The organism is Cellulosimicrobium sp. CpK407 (assembly GCF_051844275.1).
Classification (GTDB): Bacteria; Actinomycetota; Actinomycetes; order Actinomycetales; family Cellulomonadaceae; genus Cellulosimicrobium; species Cellulosimicrobium cellulans_G.
Map to the genome: position 1 here is coordinate 46,165 of NZ_JBGNYC010000002.1, position 14,515 is coordinate 60,679.

A 14,515-nucleotide genomic window follows, 5' to 3' on the forward strand; every position below is an offset into this window, starting at 1 on the left:
GTGTCGCCTCCGGGTGCGGGTCGGGGTCGTGTCGCGGGCCGGTGGTGGTCAGAGCTGTTCGAGGTAGCGGTGCACGAGCATGACGGCCATGGCGCCCTCGCCCACGGCGGACGCGACGCGCTTGGCGGACTCCGCGCGCACATCGCCGGCGGCGAACACGCCGGGCACGGACGTCTCGAGGTGGTAGGGCGGGCGGTCGAGCGTCCACCCGGCGGGCGGGGCGCCGTCGCGCAGCAGGTCGGGACCGGCCACCACGTACCCGCGCGGGTCGCGCGCGACGACGCCGTCGAGCCAGTCGGTGCGGGGCGCGGCGCCGATGAACACGAACGCCCAGCCGCACTCGACGCGCGCGGTCCGGCCGGTCTCGACGTCGCGCAGCTCGAGGTGCTCCAGGTGGTCGTCGCCCGACGCCGCGACGACCTCCGTGCGGGTCAGGACGCGCACGCGCGGGTGGGCCTCGACCTGCTCGACGAGGTAGGAGGACATGGACCGGGCGAGCGAGTCGCCCCGGACCACGAGGGTGACCTGCTTGGCCTCACGGGCCAGGTAGAGCGCCGCCTGCCCCGCGGAGTTGGCGCCGCCGACGACGTACACCTCCTGGTCGTGGCACGCCGTGGCCTCGGTGAGCGCCGACCCGTAGAACACGCCGCGCCCGACGAGGTCGCCGAGCCCCGGTCCGTCGAGCAGCCGGTAGGAGACGCCCGAGGCGAGGATGACCGTGTGGGCGTCGATCGACGTCCCGTCGGGGAAGCGGACGCTGCGCGCGGGTCCGTCGACGTCGAGCTCGATCGCGTCGCGCGTCGTCACGATCTCGGCACCGAACCGCACCGCCTGCCGCCGTGCGCGCTCGGCGAGCTGCGCGCCCGAGATCCCGTCGGGGAAGCCGAGGTAGTTGTCGATGCGCGAGCTCTGTCCGGCCTGGCCGCCGGTCGCGGTGCGCTCGACCAGCACCGTCCGCAGCCCCTCGGACGCCCCGTACAGGGCGGCGCTGAGCCCCGCAGGCCCGCCGCCCACGACGACGAGGTCGTAGAAGTCCGCCGCGGGGCGCGTGGCGAGCCCGACGCGCTCGGCGAGCGTGGCGTCGTCGGGCGCGACGAGCGCCTCGCCCTCGGGCGTGACGACCAGGGGGAGGGTGTCGCCGTCGGTCTGGGCGGCGGTGAGGAGGCGCGCGCCCTCGGCGGACTCCGACGGGTACCACCGGTAGGGGACGCGGTTGCGCGCGAGGAACTCGCGCACCTGCGACGAGCGCGCGGACCACCGGTGCCCGACGACGACGGTCTCGGCGGGTCGGCGCCGGTCGGTCGCGGACCACGCCTCGAGCTGGGCGTCGACGACGGGGTAGAGCTTCTCCTCGGGCGGGTCCCACGGCTTGAGCAGGTAGTAGTCGAGGTCGACGACGTTGATCGCCTCGATGGCGGCCTCGGTGTCCGCGTAGGCGGTGAGCAGGACGCGCCGCGCCGCGGGGAAGAGGTCCATGGCCTGCTCGAGCAGCTCGACGCCCGTCATGCCGGGCATGCGGTGGTCGGCGAGCACGACGGCGACGTCCTCGGCGCGCAGCGCGAGCTCGCGCAGCGCCTCGAGCGTCTCCGCACCGGACTCGGCGCGCACGATGCGGTACCGGTCGCCGTAGCGGCGGCGCAGGTCGCGCGCGACCGCGCGCGAGACCCCGGGGTCGTCGTCCACGGTGACGATCGCGGGGCGCGTCGTCGCGACGGTGGGTTCCACACGGCCTCCTCGGAGCCACGGACGGGCGAGTGCCATCCTCCCGCCGCCACGGTCCCGCGTCCACGGCGGCGTGGCGCAGGTCACTCTTGACGGGTCGTTCGCCTGCGCTAAGTTAGGCAAGGCAAACCTCAGGTTGCCTCGCCGCGATCCGCGGCGGTCCTCTCCCCGTACCTGGAGCCTCGCCATGCTCTCAGCACGATCCGTCGCGCCCGCGCACGGTACCTCGACCGCCCCGGCCCTGCTCACCGGCACGACCGCGGGCGACTACGCGAGCACCCTGCACGGCGTCGTCGACGACGTGGCGTCGCGGGTCGCGGCGGTGACGCAGCCCTGGTCGGGCGCGAGCCGCGCGCAGCTCGCGACGCTCGTGGACCGCGTCGACCTCGACGCTCCGGGCATCGGCACCGACGCGGCGCTGCGCGAGGCCGCCGACCTGTACGCGACGCACGCGGTGTGGTTCCACGACCCCGCGTACGCCGCCCACCTCAACTGCCCGGTCGCGCTGCCCGCCGTCGGCGCCGAGGCGATGCTCGCGGCGATCAACACGTCCGTCGACACGTTCGACCAGTCGACGGTGGCGACCCTCATGGAGCGGCGCGTCGTGGCGTGGACCGCGGGCCGGGTCGGGTACGCCGCGGGCGACGGCGTGCTCACGTCCGGGGGCACGCAGTCCAACCTGCACGCCCTCTTCCTGGCCCGCGAGCGCGCGGTCGCCCGTGCGGCCCGCGCGGGCGGTCCCGGCCGGTCCGCCGTGCTGCCGCGCCTGCGGGTCCTCGCGGCGGCGTCGAGCCACTTCAGCGTCGCCCGGTCGGCGCTCCTGCTGGGCCTGGCGGACGACGCCGTGGTCCGGGTCGGGGCCGACGCCGACGGCCGCCTCGACCCCGCGGCGCTCGCGGCCGCGATCGGCGCGGTACGGGCCGCGGGCGACGTGGTCATGGCGGTCGTCGCGACCGCCGGCACGACCGACCGCGGCTGCATCGACCCGCTCGCGGAGGTCGCGGACGTGTGCGACGCGACCGACGTGTGGCTGCACGTCGACGCCGCCTACGGCTGCGGGCTGCTCGTGTCGCCGACCCGCCGGCATCTGCTCGACGGGATCGAACGCTCGCGATCGGTGACGGTCGACTACCACAAGGCGTTCTTCCAGCCCGTGTCCGCGAGCGCGCTGCTCGTGCGCGAGCGCGCCGACCTGGAGCGCGTCGCGCACCACGCGGACTACCTCAACCCGCGCGAGAACCCCGAGCCGAACCAGGTCGACGTGTCGCTGCAGACGACCCGGCGCTTCGACGCGCTCAAGCTCTGGGCGACGCTGCGCGCCCTCGGCCCCGACGGGGTCGGCGCGATGGTCGACGCGGTGTGCGACCTCGCCGCCGCGGTGCACGCCGACCTCGCGGACGACCCCGACCTGCGCGTGCTGGGTCGTACCGACCTGTCCACGGTCCTGTTCCGCTACGAGCCGCCGGGGCTGGCCGCGGAGCACGCCGACCGGCTCGTGCCGCTCGTGCGGCGCGTGCTGTTCGAGTCCGGGCGCGCCGTCGTCGCCAGGACCGTGCTCGACGGCGTCCCGTGCCTCAAGCTCACGCTGCTCAACCCGACCGTGACGCTCGCGGACGTGCGCCACGTGCTCGACCTCGTCCGCACGACGGCTCAGGCGCTCGTCGAGCGCGACGCGCTGCTGCACGACGACGACGTCGCGACGCACGCCGCGGACCTCGTGGCGTCCCTCGCGACCGCCCGGGCGGTGACCCGATGACCACGACGACCCCGAGGACGACCTCGGCGACGAACCCCGTGCCGGCTCCCAGGACGAGCGGCCCCGCCCCGGCGCCCCACGACCCGGCGCGCGTGCGCGACGTCGTCGGCGTGGGGATCGGGCCGTTCAACCTCGGTCTCGCCGCGCTGTCCGCGCCCCTCGACGACGTGGACGCCGTGTTCCTCGACGCCGCGCCCGAGTTCCGCTGGCACCCCGGGATGATGATCGAGGGCGCGACGATCCAGGTCCCGTTCCTCGCCGACCTCGTCACGATGGCGGACCCCACGTCGCCGTACTCGTTCCTCGCGTTCCTCAAGGCGACGGGCCGGCTCTACCCGTTCTACATCCGCGAGTCCTTCTACCCGCTGCGCGCCGAGTACGACGCGTACTGCCGCTGGGTCGCGGCCCGCCTGGGCTCGCTGCGCTGGTCGCGGCGCGTCGTCGCCGTCGAGCACGACCCGGCCGCCGACGCGTTCGTCGTGCGGGCGGAGGTCCTCGACGACGACGGCGCCGTGACGGGCACCGAGGAGCACCGGGGCCGCCACCTCGTCCTCGGCGTCGGCACCGCGCCGGTGCTGCCGCCCGCGCTGCGGGCGCTCGCGGACGAGGTCGCGCGCGGCGAGCACCCGGGCGCCGGGCCGCTCGTGCACAGCGCGCAGTACCTGCCGCACCGCGACGCGCTCGCCGCCGCCGGCTCGGTCACGGTCGTGGGCAGCGGCCAGTCGGCCGCCGAGGTCTACCGCGACCTGCTCGACGGCGTGCACGGCGACGCGCGGCGCCCCGGCTACCGGCTGGACTGGGTGACGCGCTCGCCGCGCTTCTTCCCCATGGAGTACACGAAGCTCACGCTCGAGATGACCTCGCCGGAGTACACCGACCACTTCCACGCCCTGCCGCTCGAGCTGCGCCAGCTCCTCGGCCGCGAGCAGCGCGGCCTGTACAAGGGCATCAGCGGCGACCTCGTGGACGACATCTACGACGCGCTGTACCGCCTGAGCCTGGACCGCCCGGTGCCGACGACGCTCCTCACGGACACCGAGGTCGTGGCCGCGCGCTACGAGCCGGCCAGCCACGGGCGCGACGACGAGAGCGCGGCCGGGCATCCCGACGCGGCGGGGGAGTACGTGCTGCGCCTGCGGCACGCGCAGCTCGGGCGGGAGGTCGAGCGCCGCACGCGCGCGCTCGTCGCCGCGACGGGCTACGCCGCGGCGGTCCCCGCGTTCCTCGACCCGGTGCGCCACCTGCTGCGGTTCGACGAGCTCGGCCGGTTCGACGTCGCGCGCGACTACACGGTCGACGACGCGCGCCGCGTGCACGTGCTCAACGGCGAGGAGCACACGCACGGCATCACCGCGCCGGACCTCGGGTTCGCCGCGTGGCGCAACGCCGTCGTGCTGCGCACGGTCACGGGCCGTGAGGTGTACCCCGTCGAGGAGCGCATCGCGTTCCAGACGTTCGGGCTGCCCGACGCCGCCGCCGACCGGTCTCCGACCACGCCTCTCACCCCGTCGGACGCGGCCCGCGTCGTGGCGGGCGGGCGCCCGGGAGGGGAGGCCCGATGAGCGCCCCGGCCGTGACGACGGCGGCGTCGGCCGTGCCGTCGTCCGACCTCGCGTCGCCGGACGTCGCGGCGTCGGTCGCGCGCGTGGGCGCCGACTTCGCGGTGCGGGTCCGGCTCGGCAGCGGCCACGCGGACGTCTCGTTCGAGGCCGTCGACCCGGCGCGCGACGCCGCGCTCGTGCACGGTTGGCTCGCGCACCCACGGTCGGCGTTCTGGCAGCTCGGCCACCTCGACGTGGACGGGGCGCGCGCCTACCTGGAGGACGTGGCCGCCGACCCGCACCAGGACGCGTGGCTCGGGCGCGTCGACGGCGCGCCCGCGTTCCTCGTCGAGACCTACGACCCGGCGCGGGTCACGCTCGCCGACGCGCCGGCCGCCGTCGCGCTCCTGGAGCCGGGCGACGTCGGGATGCACCTGCTCGTCGCGCCGCCGGCGGGACCCGCGCGCAGCGGCTTCACGTCCGCGGTGATGGGTGCGGTCGTACGGTTCTGCCTCGACCCCGCCGGGCGCGGGGCGCGGCGCGTGGTCGTCGAGCCGGACGTGCGCAACGCCGCGATCGCGGCGAAGAACGCCGCGGCCGGGTTCCGCGTGCTGCGCGAGCTCGAGCTGCCCGGCAAGACGGCGCACCTCGCCGTCGCGACGGGCGCGGACCTGGACGCGAGCCCGCTCGGCGACGGCGTCGACCTCGCCCCCCACCTGCGCCCCGACCTGGCCGACCGCGCTCACCGGCACCTCGTCGCCAAGGCGATCGCGGAGCTCACGCACGAGCGCCTGCTCGCGCCGCGCGCGGTGGTCGGGCCGGACGCGGCGAACGGTCCGGGCGAGTACGTGCTGCCCGTCGCGGAGGGCTCGGTGGAGTACCGGTTCGTCGCGCGGCGGTACGCGCTCGAGCACTGGGTGCTCGACGAGGCGTCGATCCGGCGCACCGCGCGGGCCGGACACGGCGCGGCGAACCGGACGGCCGAGGCGGGCGACCCCGCGGGTGCGGGCGGCACGGGCGCGCGGCGTGAGCTGCCGGTCGACGCGCTCGACCTCGTCGTCGAGCTCCAGCCCGACCTGCGCATCCCGGACGACCTGCTCGCCACCTACCTCGAGGAGGTGTCGTCCACGCTCGCGAGCGCGACGGCGAAGCTCGAGCGGTACGAGCGCACCGGCGGGCCGAGCGCCACCGACCTCCTCGGCGCGTCGTTCCAGCAGGTCGAGGCGGCCATGACGGAGGGGCACCCGGGGTTCGTCGCGAACAACGGGCGCATCGGGTTCGGACTCGCGGAGTACCGCGCGTACGCGCCCGAGAACGGCGGGCGCGTGCGCCTCGTGTGGCTCGCGGCCCGGCGCGAGCACACGCACCTCGCGCTCGGCGCGGGGCTCGACGAGGCGTCGCACTACGCGGGTGAGCTGTCCGACGACGAGCGCGCCGCGTTCGCGGACCGGCTCGCCGCGCGCGGCCTCGACCCGGCCGACTACCTCTACCTGCCCGTGCACCCGTGGCAGTGGGAGCACCGCGTGCCCATCACGTTCGCCGCCGACGTCGCGCGCGGCGACCTCGTGCCGGTCGGCCAGGGTGCCGACGAGTACCAGCCGCAGCAGTCGATCCGCACGCTGTTCAACCTCACCCGGCCCGGCCGCCACTACGTCAAGGTCGCCCTCGCGATCCAGAACATGGGCTTCCTGCGGGGGCTCTCGCCCGCCTACATGCGCGACACCCCCGCCATCAACGACTGGGTCGCCGACCTCGTCGCCGCCGACCCCGAGCTCGGCGGGCGCGGCTTCACCGTCCTGCGCGAGCTCGCCTCGATCGGGTACACCGGCGACGTCTACCACCGCACCTCGACCCCGTCCGCGCACCGCAAGATGCTCGCCGCGCTGTGGCGCGAGAGCCCCGTGCCGCGCACCGCGCCCGGGGAGCGCCTGGCCACCATGGCCGCGCTCCTGCACCGCGACCCCGACGGCGCCGCGCACGCGACCGCGCTCGTGCGCGCCTCCGGGCTCGACCCCGCCGACTGGGTGCGCGCCTACCTCGACGCCTACCTGCGCCCGCTCGCCCACGCGCTCCTCGCGCACGACCTCGCGTTCATGCCGCACGGCGAGAACCTCATCCTCGTCCTCCGCGACCACGTCGTGGTCCGCGCGGTCATGAAGGACGTCGGCGAGGAGATCGCCGTCCTCGGCGACGCCCCGCTCCCGCCCGGCGTCGAGCGCGTGCGCGCCGTCGTCGACGGCGAGGAGAAGGCGCTCGCGATCTTCACCGACGTGTTCGACGGCGTGCTGCGCCACCTCGCCGCGATCCTCGCCGGCGACGGCGTGCTGCCCGAGGACCGGTTCTGGCGCCTCGTCGCGGAGTGCCTCGACGCGCACCGCGCCGACCACCCCGACCTGCGCTCCGGCGTCGACCTGCGCGCCCCGCGGTTCGCGCACTCGTGCCTCAACCGCCTCCAGCTGCGCAACACGCTCCAGATGGTCGACCTCGCGGACCAGTCCGCGTCCCTCCTGTACGCGGGCACGCTCGCCAACCCCGCCGCGCGGGACGCCTGACGTGGGGGCTTCTGGGGTACCGCGCGTCCCGCCCGGCGGGTTCGCCGTGCACCGCGACGCGTGGGGCGTGCCGCACGTGCGCGCCGCCGACGAGCTCGCGCTCGCCCGCGGCCAGGGGTACGTCACCGCGCTCGACCGCGGCTGGCAGATCGAGGTCGACCGGTGGCGCGCCGAGGGCCGCCTCGCCGAGCGCCTGGGCGAGCCCGGACTCGCGTGGGACCGGTTCGCCCACCGGGTCCGCCTCGCCGACACCGCGCGCCGCGCCTACGCGGCGCTCGCGGCCGACGACCGCGCCTGGGTCGACGCGTACACGGCGGGCGTCAACGAGGGCCTGGTCCGGGGCCGCGACGTGCCCGAGCTGCGCGCGCTCGCCGACCCGGCGTGGCCCGGCGGCGGCGACCTGCCGCCGCACGAGCCGTGGCCCGCGTGGGCGCCGCTCGGCGTCTTCCTCGTCGCGCACGTCCTGTTCTCCGGCTTCCCGCACGTGCTGTGGCGCGACCACGTCGCCCGGACCCTCGGTGCCGACCTCGCCCGCTCGCGTCCCGACGTGCCGCTCGACGCCGTGCTCGACCTGCTCGCCGTGGATGGCGGTCCCGGCTCGGGGTCGAACGCGTGGGCGCTCGCGGGCGGGCGGACGCGCAGCGGGGCGCCGCTGCTCGCGGGCGACCCGCACCGCCTGCTCGAGCTGCCGGGCGTGTACCAGCAGGTGCGGCTCGCGTGCGACGACTACGACGTCGTCGGTCTCGCCTTTCCCGGCGTGCCCGGCCTCCCGCACTTCGGCCACGCCGGCGCCGCGGCCTGGGGCGTGACGAACGCGATGGCGCACCACGTCGACGTGATCGCCGAGAGCTTGCGCCGGACGGACGACGGCCGGGTGGAGGCACGGGGCCCGGAGGGACCGGAGCTCGCGGACGTCGTGGTCGCCACGGTGCTCGTGCGCGCCGCAGGAGGACCCGCGGAGCACCGGGTGGAGACGGTCGAGACGGCGCGCGGCGTCGTGGTGACCGGCGGCCCGGAGGCACCGGGCCGCACGTTCGCGCTCCGCCTGCCCGCGCGCGTGGACGCCGACCTCGGCGTCGCGGCGTGGCGGCGGCTGCTGCGGGCGCGGTCGGCGCGCGACGTCACCGACGCGTTCGGCACGTGGGTCGACCCGGTGGACCGCGTGCTCGCGGCGGACCGCGACACGGTGCTGTCGGTCACCGCCGGCCGCGTGCCCCGCCGGGACCGTGCGGAACGGGCGCTGCCCCTGCTCGCGTGGTCCGACGCCGCGCGCGCCCGGCCGTGGCTCGTGCCGCCCGCTCCCGTGGTCGTCGAGGACGTCGCGGTCGACGCGAACGAACGCCCGGGACGACCGGGGCTCGACCTGGGCCACACCTACGCGCCGCCCCACCGCGCGCGGCGGATCCGCGCGCTGCTCGACGCCGCGGGCGACGACGGGACGGCAGCCGACCAGACCCGGGTGCACGCGGACACGCTGCTCGGCGGCGCGGACGACCTGCTGCGCTGGCTCGGCCGGTCCGCGGGCGGCGAGTCCGGGCGCGGCGGGGAGACGGGTGGCGAGGGCGCGTCCGGTACGACCGTCGGCGCGACGGACCCCGCATCGGCGCGGGCGGCCCGCCGCCTGCGCGCGTGGGACCGTCGCATGGACGCGGACAGCGCCGACGCAGCCCTGTTCGCCGCGTGGCGTGCGGCGCTCGTGCGGGTCGCCGCGCATCCCGCCCTGGCGCCCCTGCACGCGCCGGACGGGCTCGACACCGTCTTCACCCCGTGGCTGTCGGTCACGGCGCGCGTCGCGGACGCGCTGCCGGCGCTGCTCGGCGCCGCGTGGCTGGGGATCGACGGGACGAGCGAGGCGTGGGCCGCGCTGCGCGAGGTCGTGCGTGCTCCCGCGGGCGCGCGTGTCGAGGGCCCCGACGGACCGGACCGGGTGCCGCCGCACCCCGACGGCGCGAGCACCGTGCCCGCGAGCACCGTGCCGGTGTGGGGCGCGACCCACCGCGTGCTCGGCCTGCACGTGCTCCTCGACGTCCCGGGCGCCACGGCGCCACGCGTGCCGTCGCTGCCGCTCGGCGGCGACACGGACACCGTGCGCTGCACCGCGAGCGTGCCCGGGATCAGCGACGTGTGCGTGCGCGGGTCGGTCGCGCGCTGGGCGTGGGACCTGGCCGACCGCGACGCGAGCCGCTGGGGCGTGCCGTTCGGCGCGAGCGGGGACCCGCGCTCGCCGCACTTCGCCGACCAGCTCACGGCGTGGGCGGTCGGGGAGACCGTGCCCGTCGTGACCGACTGGACCCTGCTGCGCCACGAGGAGACCCGATGACGACCCCCGCGAGGACCGCGACGACCGCGACCTTCCCCGACGTGCCGACCGGACCGGGTGGCGAGGCCGACCTCGCCGCTCCCGCTGCCGACGTCGCTCCCCCCGGGAGCGGGCGGCTGCTGACGGGGGCGCCGGGCGAGCTCCTGCTGACGCACGCCGCCCCGGGCGGTGGCCGGCTGACGCTGCGCGTGCTCGACCCCGATGCCGACCTCGACGTGCTGCACGACTGGGTGACCCGGCCGCGGGCGCGCTTCTGGGGTCTGGCGGAGCTGTCAAGGGCCGAGCTGCGCGACCTGTACGCGTACGTCGGCTCGCTGCCCACGCACCACGCGTTCCTCGTGCGGTGGGACGAGACGCCCGTCGCCTTGCTGCAGACGTACGAGCCGGAGCACGACCCGGTGGGCGAGGCGTACCCGGTGCAGCCCGGCGACGTGGGCGCGCACCTCCTGCTCGGGGCGCGGGGCCCCCGCGGCGCGGACCTGTGGGGTGCCGTCGGGCCGCTGATGGTCGCGTTCTGCTTCGCGAACCCGCGCGTCGACCGCGTCGTCGTCGAGCCGGACGCGGCGAACGCGAGGGCGCACGCCCGGATGCGCGCGCTCGGCTTCGAGACCGCGGGCCGCGTGCGCGTCGGGGAGAAGGACGCGGTGCTCGCGTTCCTCACCCGCGAGCGCGCCCGGGACCTCCTCGCCGCGGCGGCGGCGGTGTCGCGCGACTGACTCCCGCGCGCGACGTCGTCGACGGGGTCGGGCGCGGGGGCGCGCGGTGCCCCCGTCCCGGTGCGCGCCTCAGCGGGGGGCGACGGCGTGACCGGCGTCGCGGAGAGCGTGCGTGGCCTGGTCGAGGCGGTCCTCGGGCACGAGCACGAGGTCCGCGTGGAACGTGGACGCGACGAACACGGCGATGCCCGCGTCGGCGAGGGGCCCGACGACGGAGGCGAGCACCCCGGTCGTCGTCAGGTCGTGCGCCGAGCCGTAGAACCCGGCCCACCGCTCGGCGTCGTCGAAGGGCGACGCGTGCCGCACGACCGTCAGGCCCTCGGGGGCACGCACGAGCGCGACCCACTCGTCGTCCTCGGGGAACGTGGCGCCGGGGACGTGGGCGAGGAGGAAGCGGTCGGGGACGACGTGGAGGTCGAGCGAGGTCATGCGCGGGACGGTATCCGCCTGCGCCCACACGGCCGTCGTCGCCCCGGCGTCCGCGGGCGCGTGCGCTACGGGGCGAGCGCGAGCAGCGGCTCGGGGTCGTCGACCCCGACGAGGACGGTGGTCGCGGTCACGCGACGGGTCCCCGCGACCCGGGCCGCGACCGGGGCGGCGAGGTCGAGGCGGACCACGGGTGAGCGCGCGGACCGCACGAACGACACGACGCCGTGCGCGCCGGTGCGCTCCCCGCCGTCCGCCGGGTCGTCGTGACCCGCGCCGATCTCGACGGGCCGCACTGCTGTCCCCGTCCAGGTGCCGGCGGCCACGACGTCCGCCCGGGGCACGACGACGCCGCCGACCCAGCCGAACCGCACGACGAGCGCGTCGGGGCCGAGGCGGACCGACGCCCAGAGGGGCGAGGCGAGGGCGAGGACCAGGGCGAGCGTCGCGAGGCCGAGGACGACGTCGACGACGAGGGCCGCGACGTCCGGCAGCAGCGCCCCCGCGACGAGGTGCACCGTGAGCACCTCGACGGCGCCGAGCCCGACGACGCCCGCGACGAGCGCCCACCACTGGCCGCGCGCGCCCGCGCCGAGGCGCTGCCGGGACCGTGTCACGCGCCGACCCTACCGGCCGGGCGCGGCTCGTCAGCGGGCGAGGCGCTCGACGACCGCGCCGTACAGCCACGGGGCGACGCTCGCCGCGGGCACGATCGCCCCGCGGGCCGGGCTGCCCGCCCATGCGAGCAGGCCGGTCGTCAGGACGCGGTAGTCCCGCGTGGCGCGCGACCACGCCCGCTCGTACGCTCCCGCGTCGTCGAGGTGGCGCACCGCGGCGTCGGCCTGGGCGAGCCCGACGCGCACGCCCTCGCCCGTGAGCGCGTCGACGTACCCGGACGCGTCGCCGACGAGCCGCACCCGCCCGGCGGTGCGCCGTCGGGCGCGCTGGCGCAGCGGCCCGGCGCCGCGCACCTGCCCCACCGCGGGGGCGTCGCGCAGCCGGTCGGCGAGCTCGGCGAACGCGTCGAGCCCCGCCCGCGCGCCGTCGCCGTCCGCCCGCGCCGGGCTCGCGTCGCCGCGCCGCGCCAGCACGGCGACGCCGACGACGTCGGGCGCGACGGGGGTCACGTACGCCTCGGCGTGCGGGGCCCAGTGCACCTCGACGAGGTCGCTCCACGGCGTCGTGCGGTAGTGGGTGCGCAGCCCGAACCGGGCGCGGCCGTGGGCGGGGGCGTCGAGCCCGGTGAGGCGCCGGACCGTGGAGTGCAGGCCGTCGCACCCGAGCACCCAGGACGCGCGCACGTGCGTGCGTGTGCCGCCCGCGTCCTGGCCGAGGCGGTGCGCGGCGCGGGGCGAGGTGTCGAGCGCGACGTCGACGCCGCGGTCGTCCTGGCTCAGCCCGCGGAGGGTTGCCTGCTCGATCAGGACGCCCTCGGCCAGCGCGCGCTCGCGCAGCGCCGTGTGCAGGGCGGTGCGTCGCACGCCGCGCCCCGGTCCGGCGGCGAAGGGGTGGTCGGCGTGGCGGGTCGCGTCGCGGTAGCTGATGCCCGCGAGCCGGTGCCCGGGCGGGTCGACGCCGAGGTCGAGCACGGCGGCGAGCGCGCCGGGAAGCAGGCCCTCCCCGCACGCCTTGTCGATGACGCCCGCGCGCCGGTCGACCACGACGACCTCGCGCCCGGCCCGCCGGGCGTGCAGCGCCGCCGCCAGGCCGACGGGGCCGCCGCCCACGACGAGGACCTCGGTGCGTGCCGGGACGCTCACGTCGCGCCCGTCACGACCGGGGGCGCGGCGGGCCGTCGGCGCTCGCCCCCGCCGCGGTGGCGAGCGCGAGCGCACGCTCCTCGGCGGGGATGCGGAACCGGGCCAGCAGCACGGCGTTGAGGACGGTGAACGCGAGAGCCGTGACCCAGCACGAGTGCACGAGCGGGAGGGCGAAACCCTCGACGACGACCGCGACGTAGTTGGGGTGACGCAGCCACCGGTACGGACCGCGCGCCACGAGCGGGAGGCCGGGCACGACGATGACGCGCGTGTTCCACCGCGGTCCGAGCGTCGCGATGCACCACCAGCGCAGCCCCTGGCTCGCGAGCACCAGGGCGAGCATGGGCCAGCCGAGCCAGGGCAGGAAGGGCCGGTCCGCGAGCCACGCCTCGGCGACGCACGCGACCAGGAGCCCGGTGTGCAGGGCGACCATGGCGGGGAAGTGCCCCCGGCCCGACTCCACGCCGCCGCGCGCGAAGGACCAGCGCGCGTTGCGCGCGGACACCACGAGCTCCGCGAGGCGTTCCACCGCCGTGGCGCCGACGAGCACGACGTACCAGGCGAGGCTCATCCGTCCGCCCCCGCGCGGGGTGCCCCGCGCCCGTCGAGGCGCAGGAGCACGAGCTCGGTGCTGACCCCGGGGCCGAACGCCAGGAGGACGGCGGGCGTGCCGGGCGGCGTGCGGTCGCGTCCGAGCGTGGCGGCCAGCACGTGCAGCACGGATGCGGACGACAGGTTCCCGACGTCGCGCAGCGAGGCCCGGCTCAGCGCGAGGTCCTCCTCCACGAGGCCCAGCGCGTCCCGCACGGCGTCCAGGACGCGGGGGCCGCCCGCGTGCACGACCCACGCGCCGACGTCGGCCGGCTCGAGGTCGTGCTCGGCGAGGAGCGCCTTGACGTCGCCGAGCAGGTGCGCCCCGATGAGCTCCGGCAGGCGCGCGGACAGCACGATCTCGAACCCGGTGTCGCCCACGCGCCACCCGAGGTCGCCCGTCGTGCCCGGGTGCAGGTGGGAGCGCGAGTCGACGACGCGCGCCCCGCGCGCCCGCACCCCGTCGCGCGCGGCCCGCCCGTACGGACCGGGGCGCCGCGCGAGCGGGTGTTCGTCGCCCACGAGGACCGCCGCCGCCGCGCCGTCGCCGAACAGGCCCGACGCGACGAGGTTCGCCGTCGACGGGTCGCCGCGCTGCAGCGTCAGGGAGCACAGCTCGACCGCGACGAGGAGCGCGACGTCGCGCGGCCGGCCCCGCAGCAGGTCGTCCGCGCGCGCCAGGCCCGCCGCGCCCCCGGCGCACCCCCACCCGAACGACGGCGTGCGCCGCACGTCGGTGCGCAGGCCCAGCCGGGCGGCGACCAGCACGTCGAGCGTGGGCGCGCCGACGCCCGTGACGGTCGTCAGGACGACGTGGTCCACCTCGTCCGCGCGCAGCCCCGCGTCGTCGAGCGCCGCCCGGCACGCGCGCTCCGCGAGGTCCGTGCCGAGCGCGAGGAACGCGTCGTTGGCGGACCCGAACGACAGCCCGCCGTAGTCCTCGACCGGCAGCGCGAGGTGACGGGTCTCCACGCCCGCGTGGGCGTGCAGGCGGCGCGTGAGCGCACGCCGCACCGGGTCGTCCGTGAGCAGCTCGCTCGTGACCCGGGAGATCTCGTCCTGGCGGTACGCATGGTCGGGAAGCGAGGTCCCGACGGCGACGACGCGCGACATGCCCGCATCGTCCCACCG

Annotated in this window: 11 protein-coding genes; 5 read left to right on the top strand and 6 right to left on the bottom strand. The window is 77.2% G+C overall.

Annotated features, from left to right (window positions below):
- Positions 1–48: 48 nt before the first annotated feature.
- Positions 49–1,725: an FAD-dependent oxidoreductase gene (locus ABWU78_RS01320; protein WP_439157331.1), complete on the bottom strand. Its 1,677-nt coding sequence runs from the start codon at positions 1,723–1,725 to the stop codon at positions 49–51.
- A gap of 184 nt (positions 1,726–1,909) precedes the next feature.
- Here ABWU78_RS01320 and ABWU78_RS01325 point away from each other — a divergent pair, with 184 nt between their 5' ends.
- Genes ABWU78_RS01325 through ABWU78_RS01345 form a run of 5 tightly spaced genes read left to right on the top strand, consistent with a single transcriptional unit; the run spans position 1,910 to position 10,607 of the window.
- Positions 1,910–3,478: a pyridoxal phosphate-dependent decarboxylase family protein gene (locus tag ABWU78_RS01325; RefSeq protein ID WP_439157332.1), complete on the top strand. Its 1,569-nt coding sequence runs from the start codon at positions 1,910–1,912 to the stop codon at positions 3,476–3,478.
- Positions 3,475–5,040 (top strand): lysine N(6)-hydroxylase/L-ornithine N(5)-oxygenase family protein, encoded by a 1,566-nt coding sequence (locus tag ABWU78_RS01330; RefSeq protein ID WP_439157333.1) that lies wholly within the window; start codon positions 3,475–3,477, stop codon positions 5,038–5,040. The genes ABWU78_RS01325 and ABWU78_RS01330 overlap by 4 nt, the downstream gene beginning before the upstream one ends.
- Positions 5,037–7,571, top strand: coding sequence for a GNAT family N-acetyltransferase (locus ABWU78_RS01335; RefSeq protein ID WP_439157334.1), 2,535 nt, complete (start codon positions 5,037–5,039; stop codon positions 7,569–7,571). The genes ABWU78_RS01330 and ABWU78_RS01335 overlap by 4 nt, the downstream gene beginning before the upstream one ends.
- A 1-nt stretch (position 7,572) precedes the next feature.
- Positions 7,573–9,891: a penicillin acylase family protein gene (locus ABWU78_RS01340; protein WP_439157335.1), complete on the top strand. Its 2,319-nt coding sequence runs from the start codon at positions 7,573–7,575 to the stop codon at positions 9,889–9,891.
- Positions 9,888–10,607 (top strand): GNAT family N-acetyltransferase, encoded by a 720-nt coding sequence (locus ABWU78_RS01345; protein ID WP_439157336.1) that lies wholly within the window; start codon positions 9,888–9,890, stop codon positions 10,605–10,607. Before ABWU78_RS01340 ends, ABWU78_RS01345 begins: the two co-directional genes overlap by 4 nt.
- Positions 10,608–10,676: 69 nt before the next feature.
- Here the strand turns inward: ABWU78_RS01345 and ABWU78_RS01350 are convergent, their stop codons facing one another.
- From ABWU78_RS01350 to ABWU78_RS01370, 5 genes are all read right to left on the bottom strand, one after another.
- A complete protein-coding gene (locus ABWU78_RS01350; RefSeq protein ID WP_253049507.1) occupies positions 10,677–11,036 on the bottom strand; it encodes an ACT domain-containing protein in 360 nt (119 codons plus the stop codon).
- A gap of 65 nt (positions 11,037–11,101) precedes the next feature.
- Positions 11,102–11,650 carry a hypothetical protein gene (locus tag ABWU78_RS01355; RefSeq protein ID WP_253049505.1) on the bottom strand — a complete coding sequence of 183 codons (549 nt, stop codon included), beginning with the start codon at positions 11,648–11,650 and terminating at the stop codon, positions 11,102–11,104.
- A gap of 30 nt (positions 11,651–11,680) precedes the next feature.
- Entirely contained in the window at positions 11,681–12,793 is a 1,113-nt protein-coding gene (locus ABWU78_RS01360; protein WP_439157337.1) for an NAD(P)/FAD-dependent oxidoreductase, read from the bottom strand.
- Between the two features lie 10 nt (positions 12,794–12,803).
- Positions 12,804–13,364, bottom strand: a complete 561-nt coding sequence (locus tag ABWU78_RS01365) for an isoprenylcysteine carboxyl methyltransferase family protein (RefSeq protein ID WP_253049501.1) — start codon at positions 13,362–13,364, stop codon at positions 12,804–12,806.
- A complete protein-coding gene (locus ABWU78_RS01370; protein ID WP_439157338.1) occupies positions 13,361–14,497 on the bottom strand; it encodes a type III polyketide synthase in 1,137 nt (378 codons plus the stop codon). The genes ABWU78_RS01365 and ABWU78_RS01370 overlap by 4 nt, the downstream gene beginning before the upstream one ends.
- Positions 14,498–14,515 lie beyond the last annotated feature (18 nt).

Bases quoted from the DNA above. Each gene is read 5' to 3' on its own strand.
- ABWU78_RS01365 (WP_253049501.1), bottom strand. From the start codon at position 13,364: ATGAGCCTCGCCTGGTACGTCGTGCTCGTCGGCGCCACGGCGGTGGAA.
- ABWU78_RS01335 (WP_439157334.1), top strand. From the start codon at position 5,037: ATGAGCGCCCCGGCCGTGACGACGGCGGCGTCGGCCGTGCCGTCGTCC.
- ABWU78_RS01345 (WP_439157336.1), top strand. From the start codon at position 9,888: ATGACGACCCCCGCGAGGACCGCGACGACCGCGACCTTCCCCGACGTG.
- ABWU78_RS01330 (WP_439157333.1), top strand. From the start codon at position 3,475: ATGACCACGACGACCCCGAGGACGACCTCGGCGACGAACCCCGTGCCG.
- ABWU78_RS01325 (WP_439157332.1), top strand. From the start codon at position 1,910: ATGCTCTCAGCACGATCCGTCGCGCCCGCGCACGGTACCTCGACCGCC.
- ABWU78_RS01350 (WP_253049507.1), bottom strand. From the start codon at position 11,036: ATGACCTCGCTCGACCTCCACGTCGTCCCCGACCGCTTCCTCCTCGCC.
- ABWU78_RS01370 (WP_439157338.1), bottom strand. From the start codon at position 14,497: ATGTCGCGCGTCGTCGCCGTCGGGACCTCGCTTCCCGACCATGCGTAC.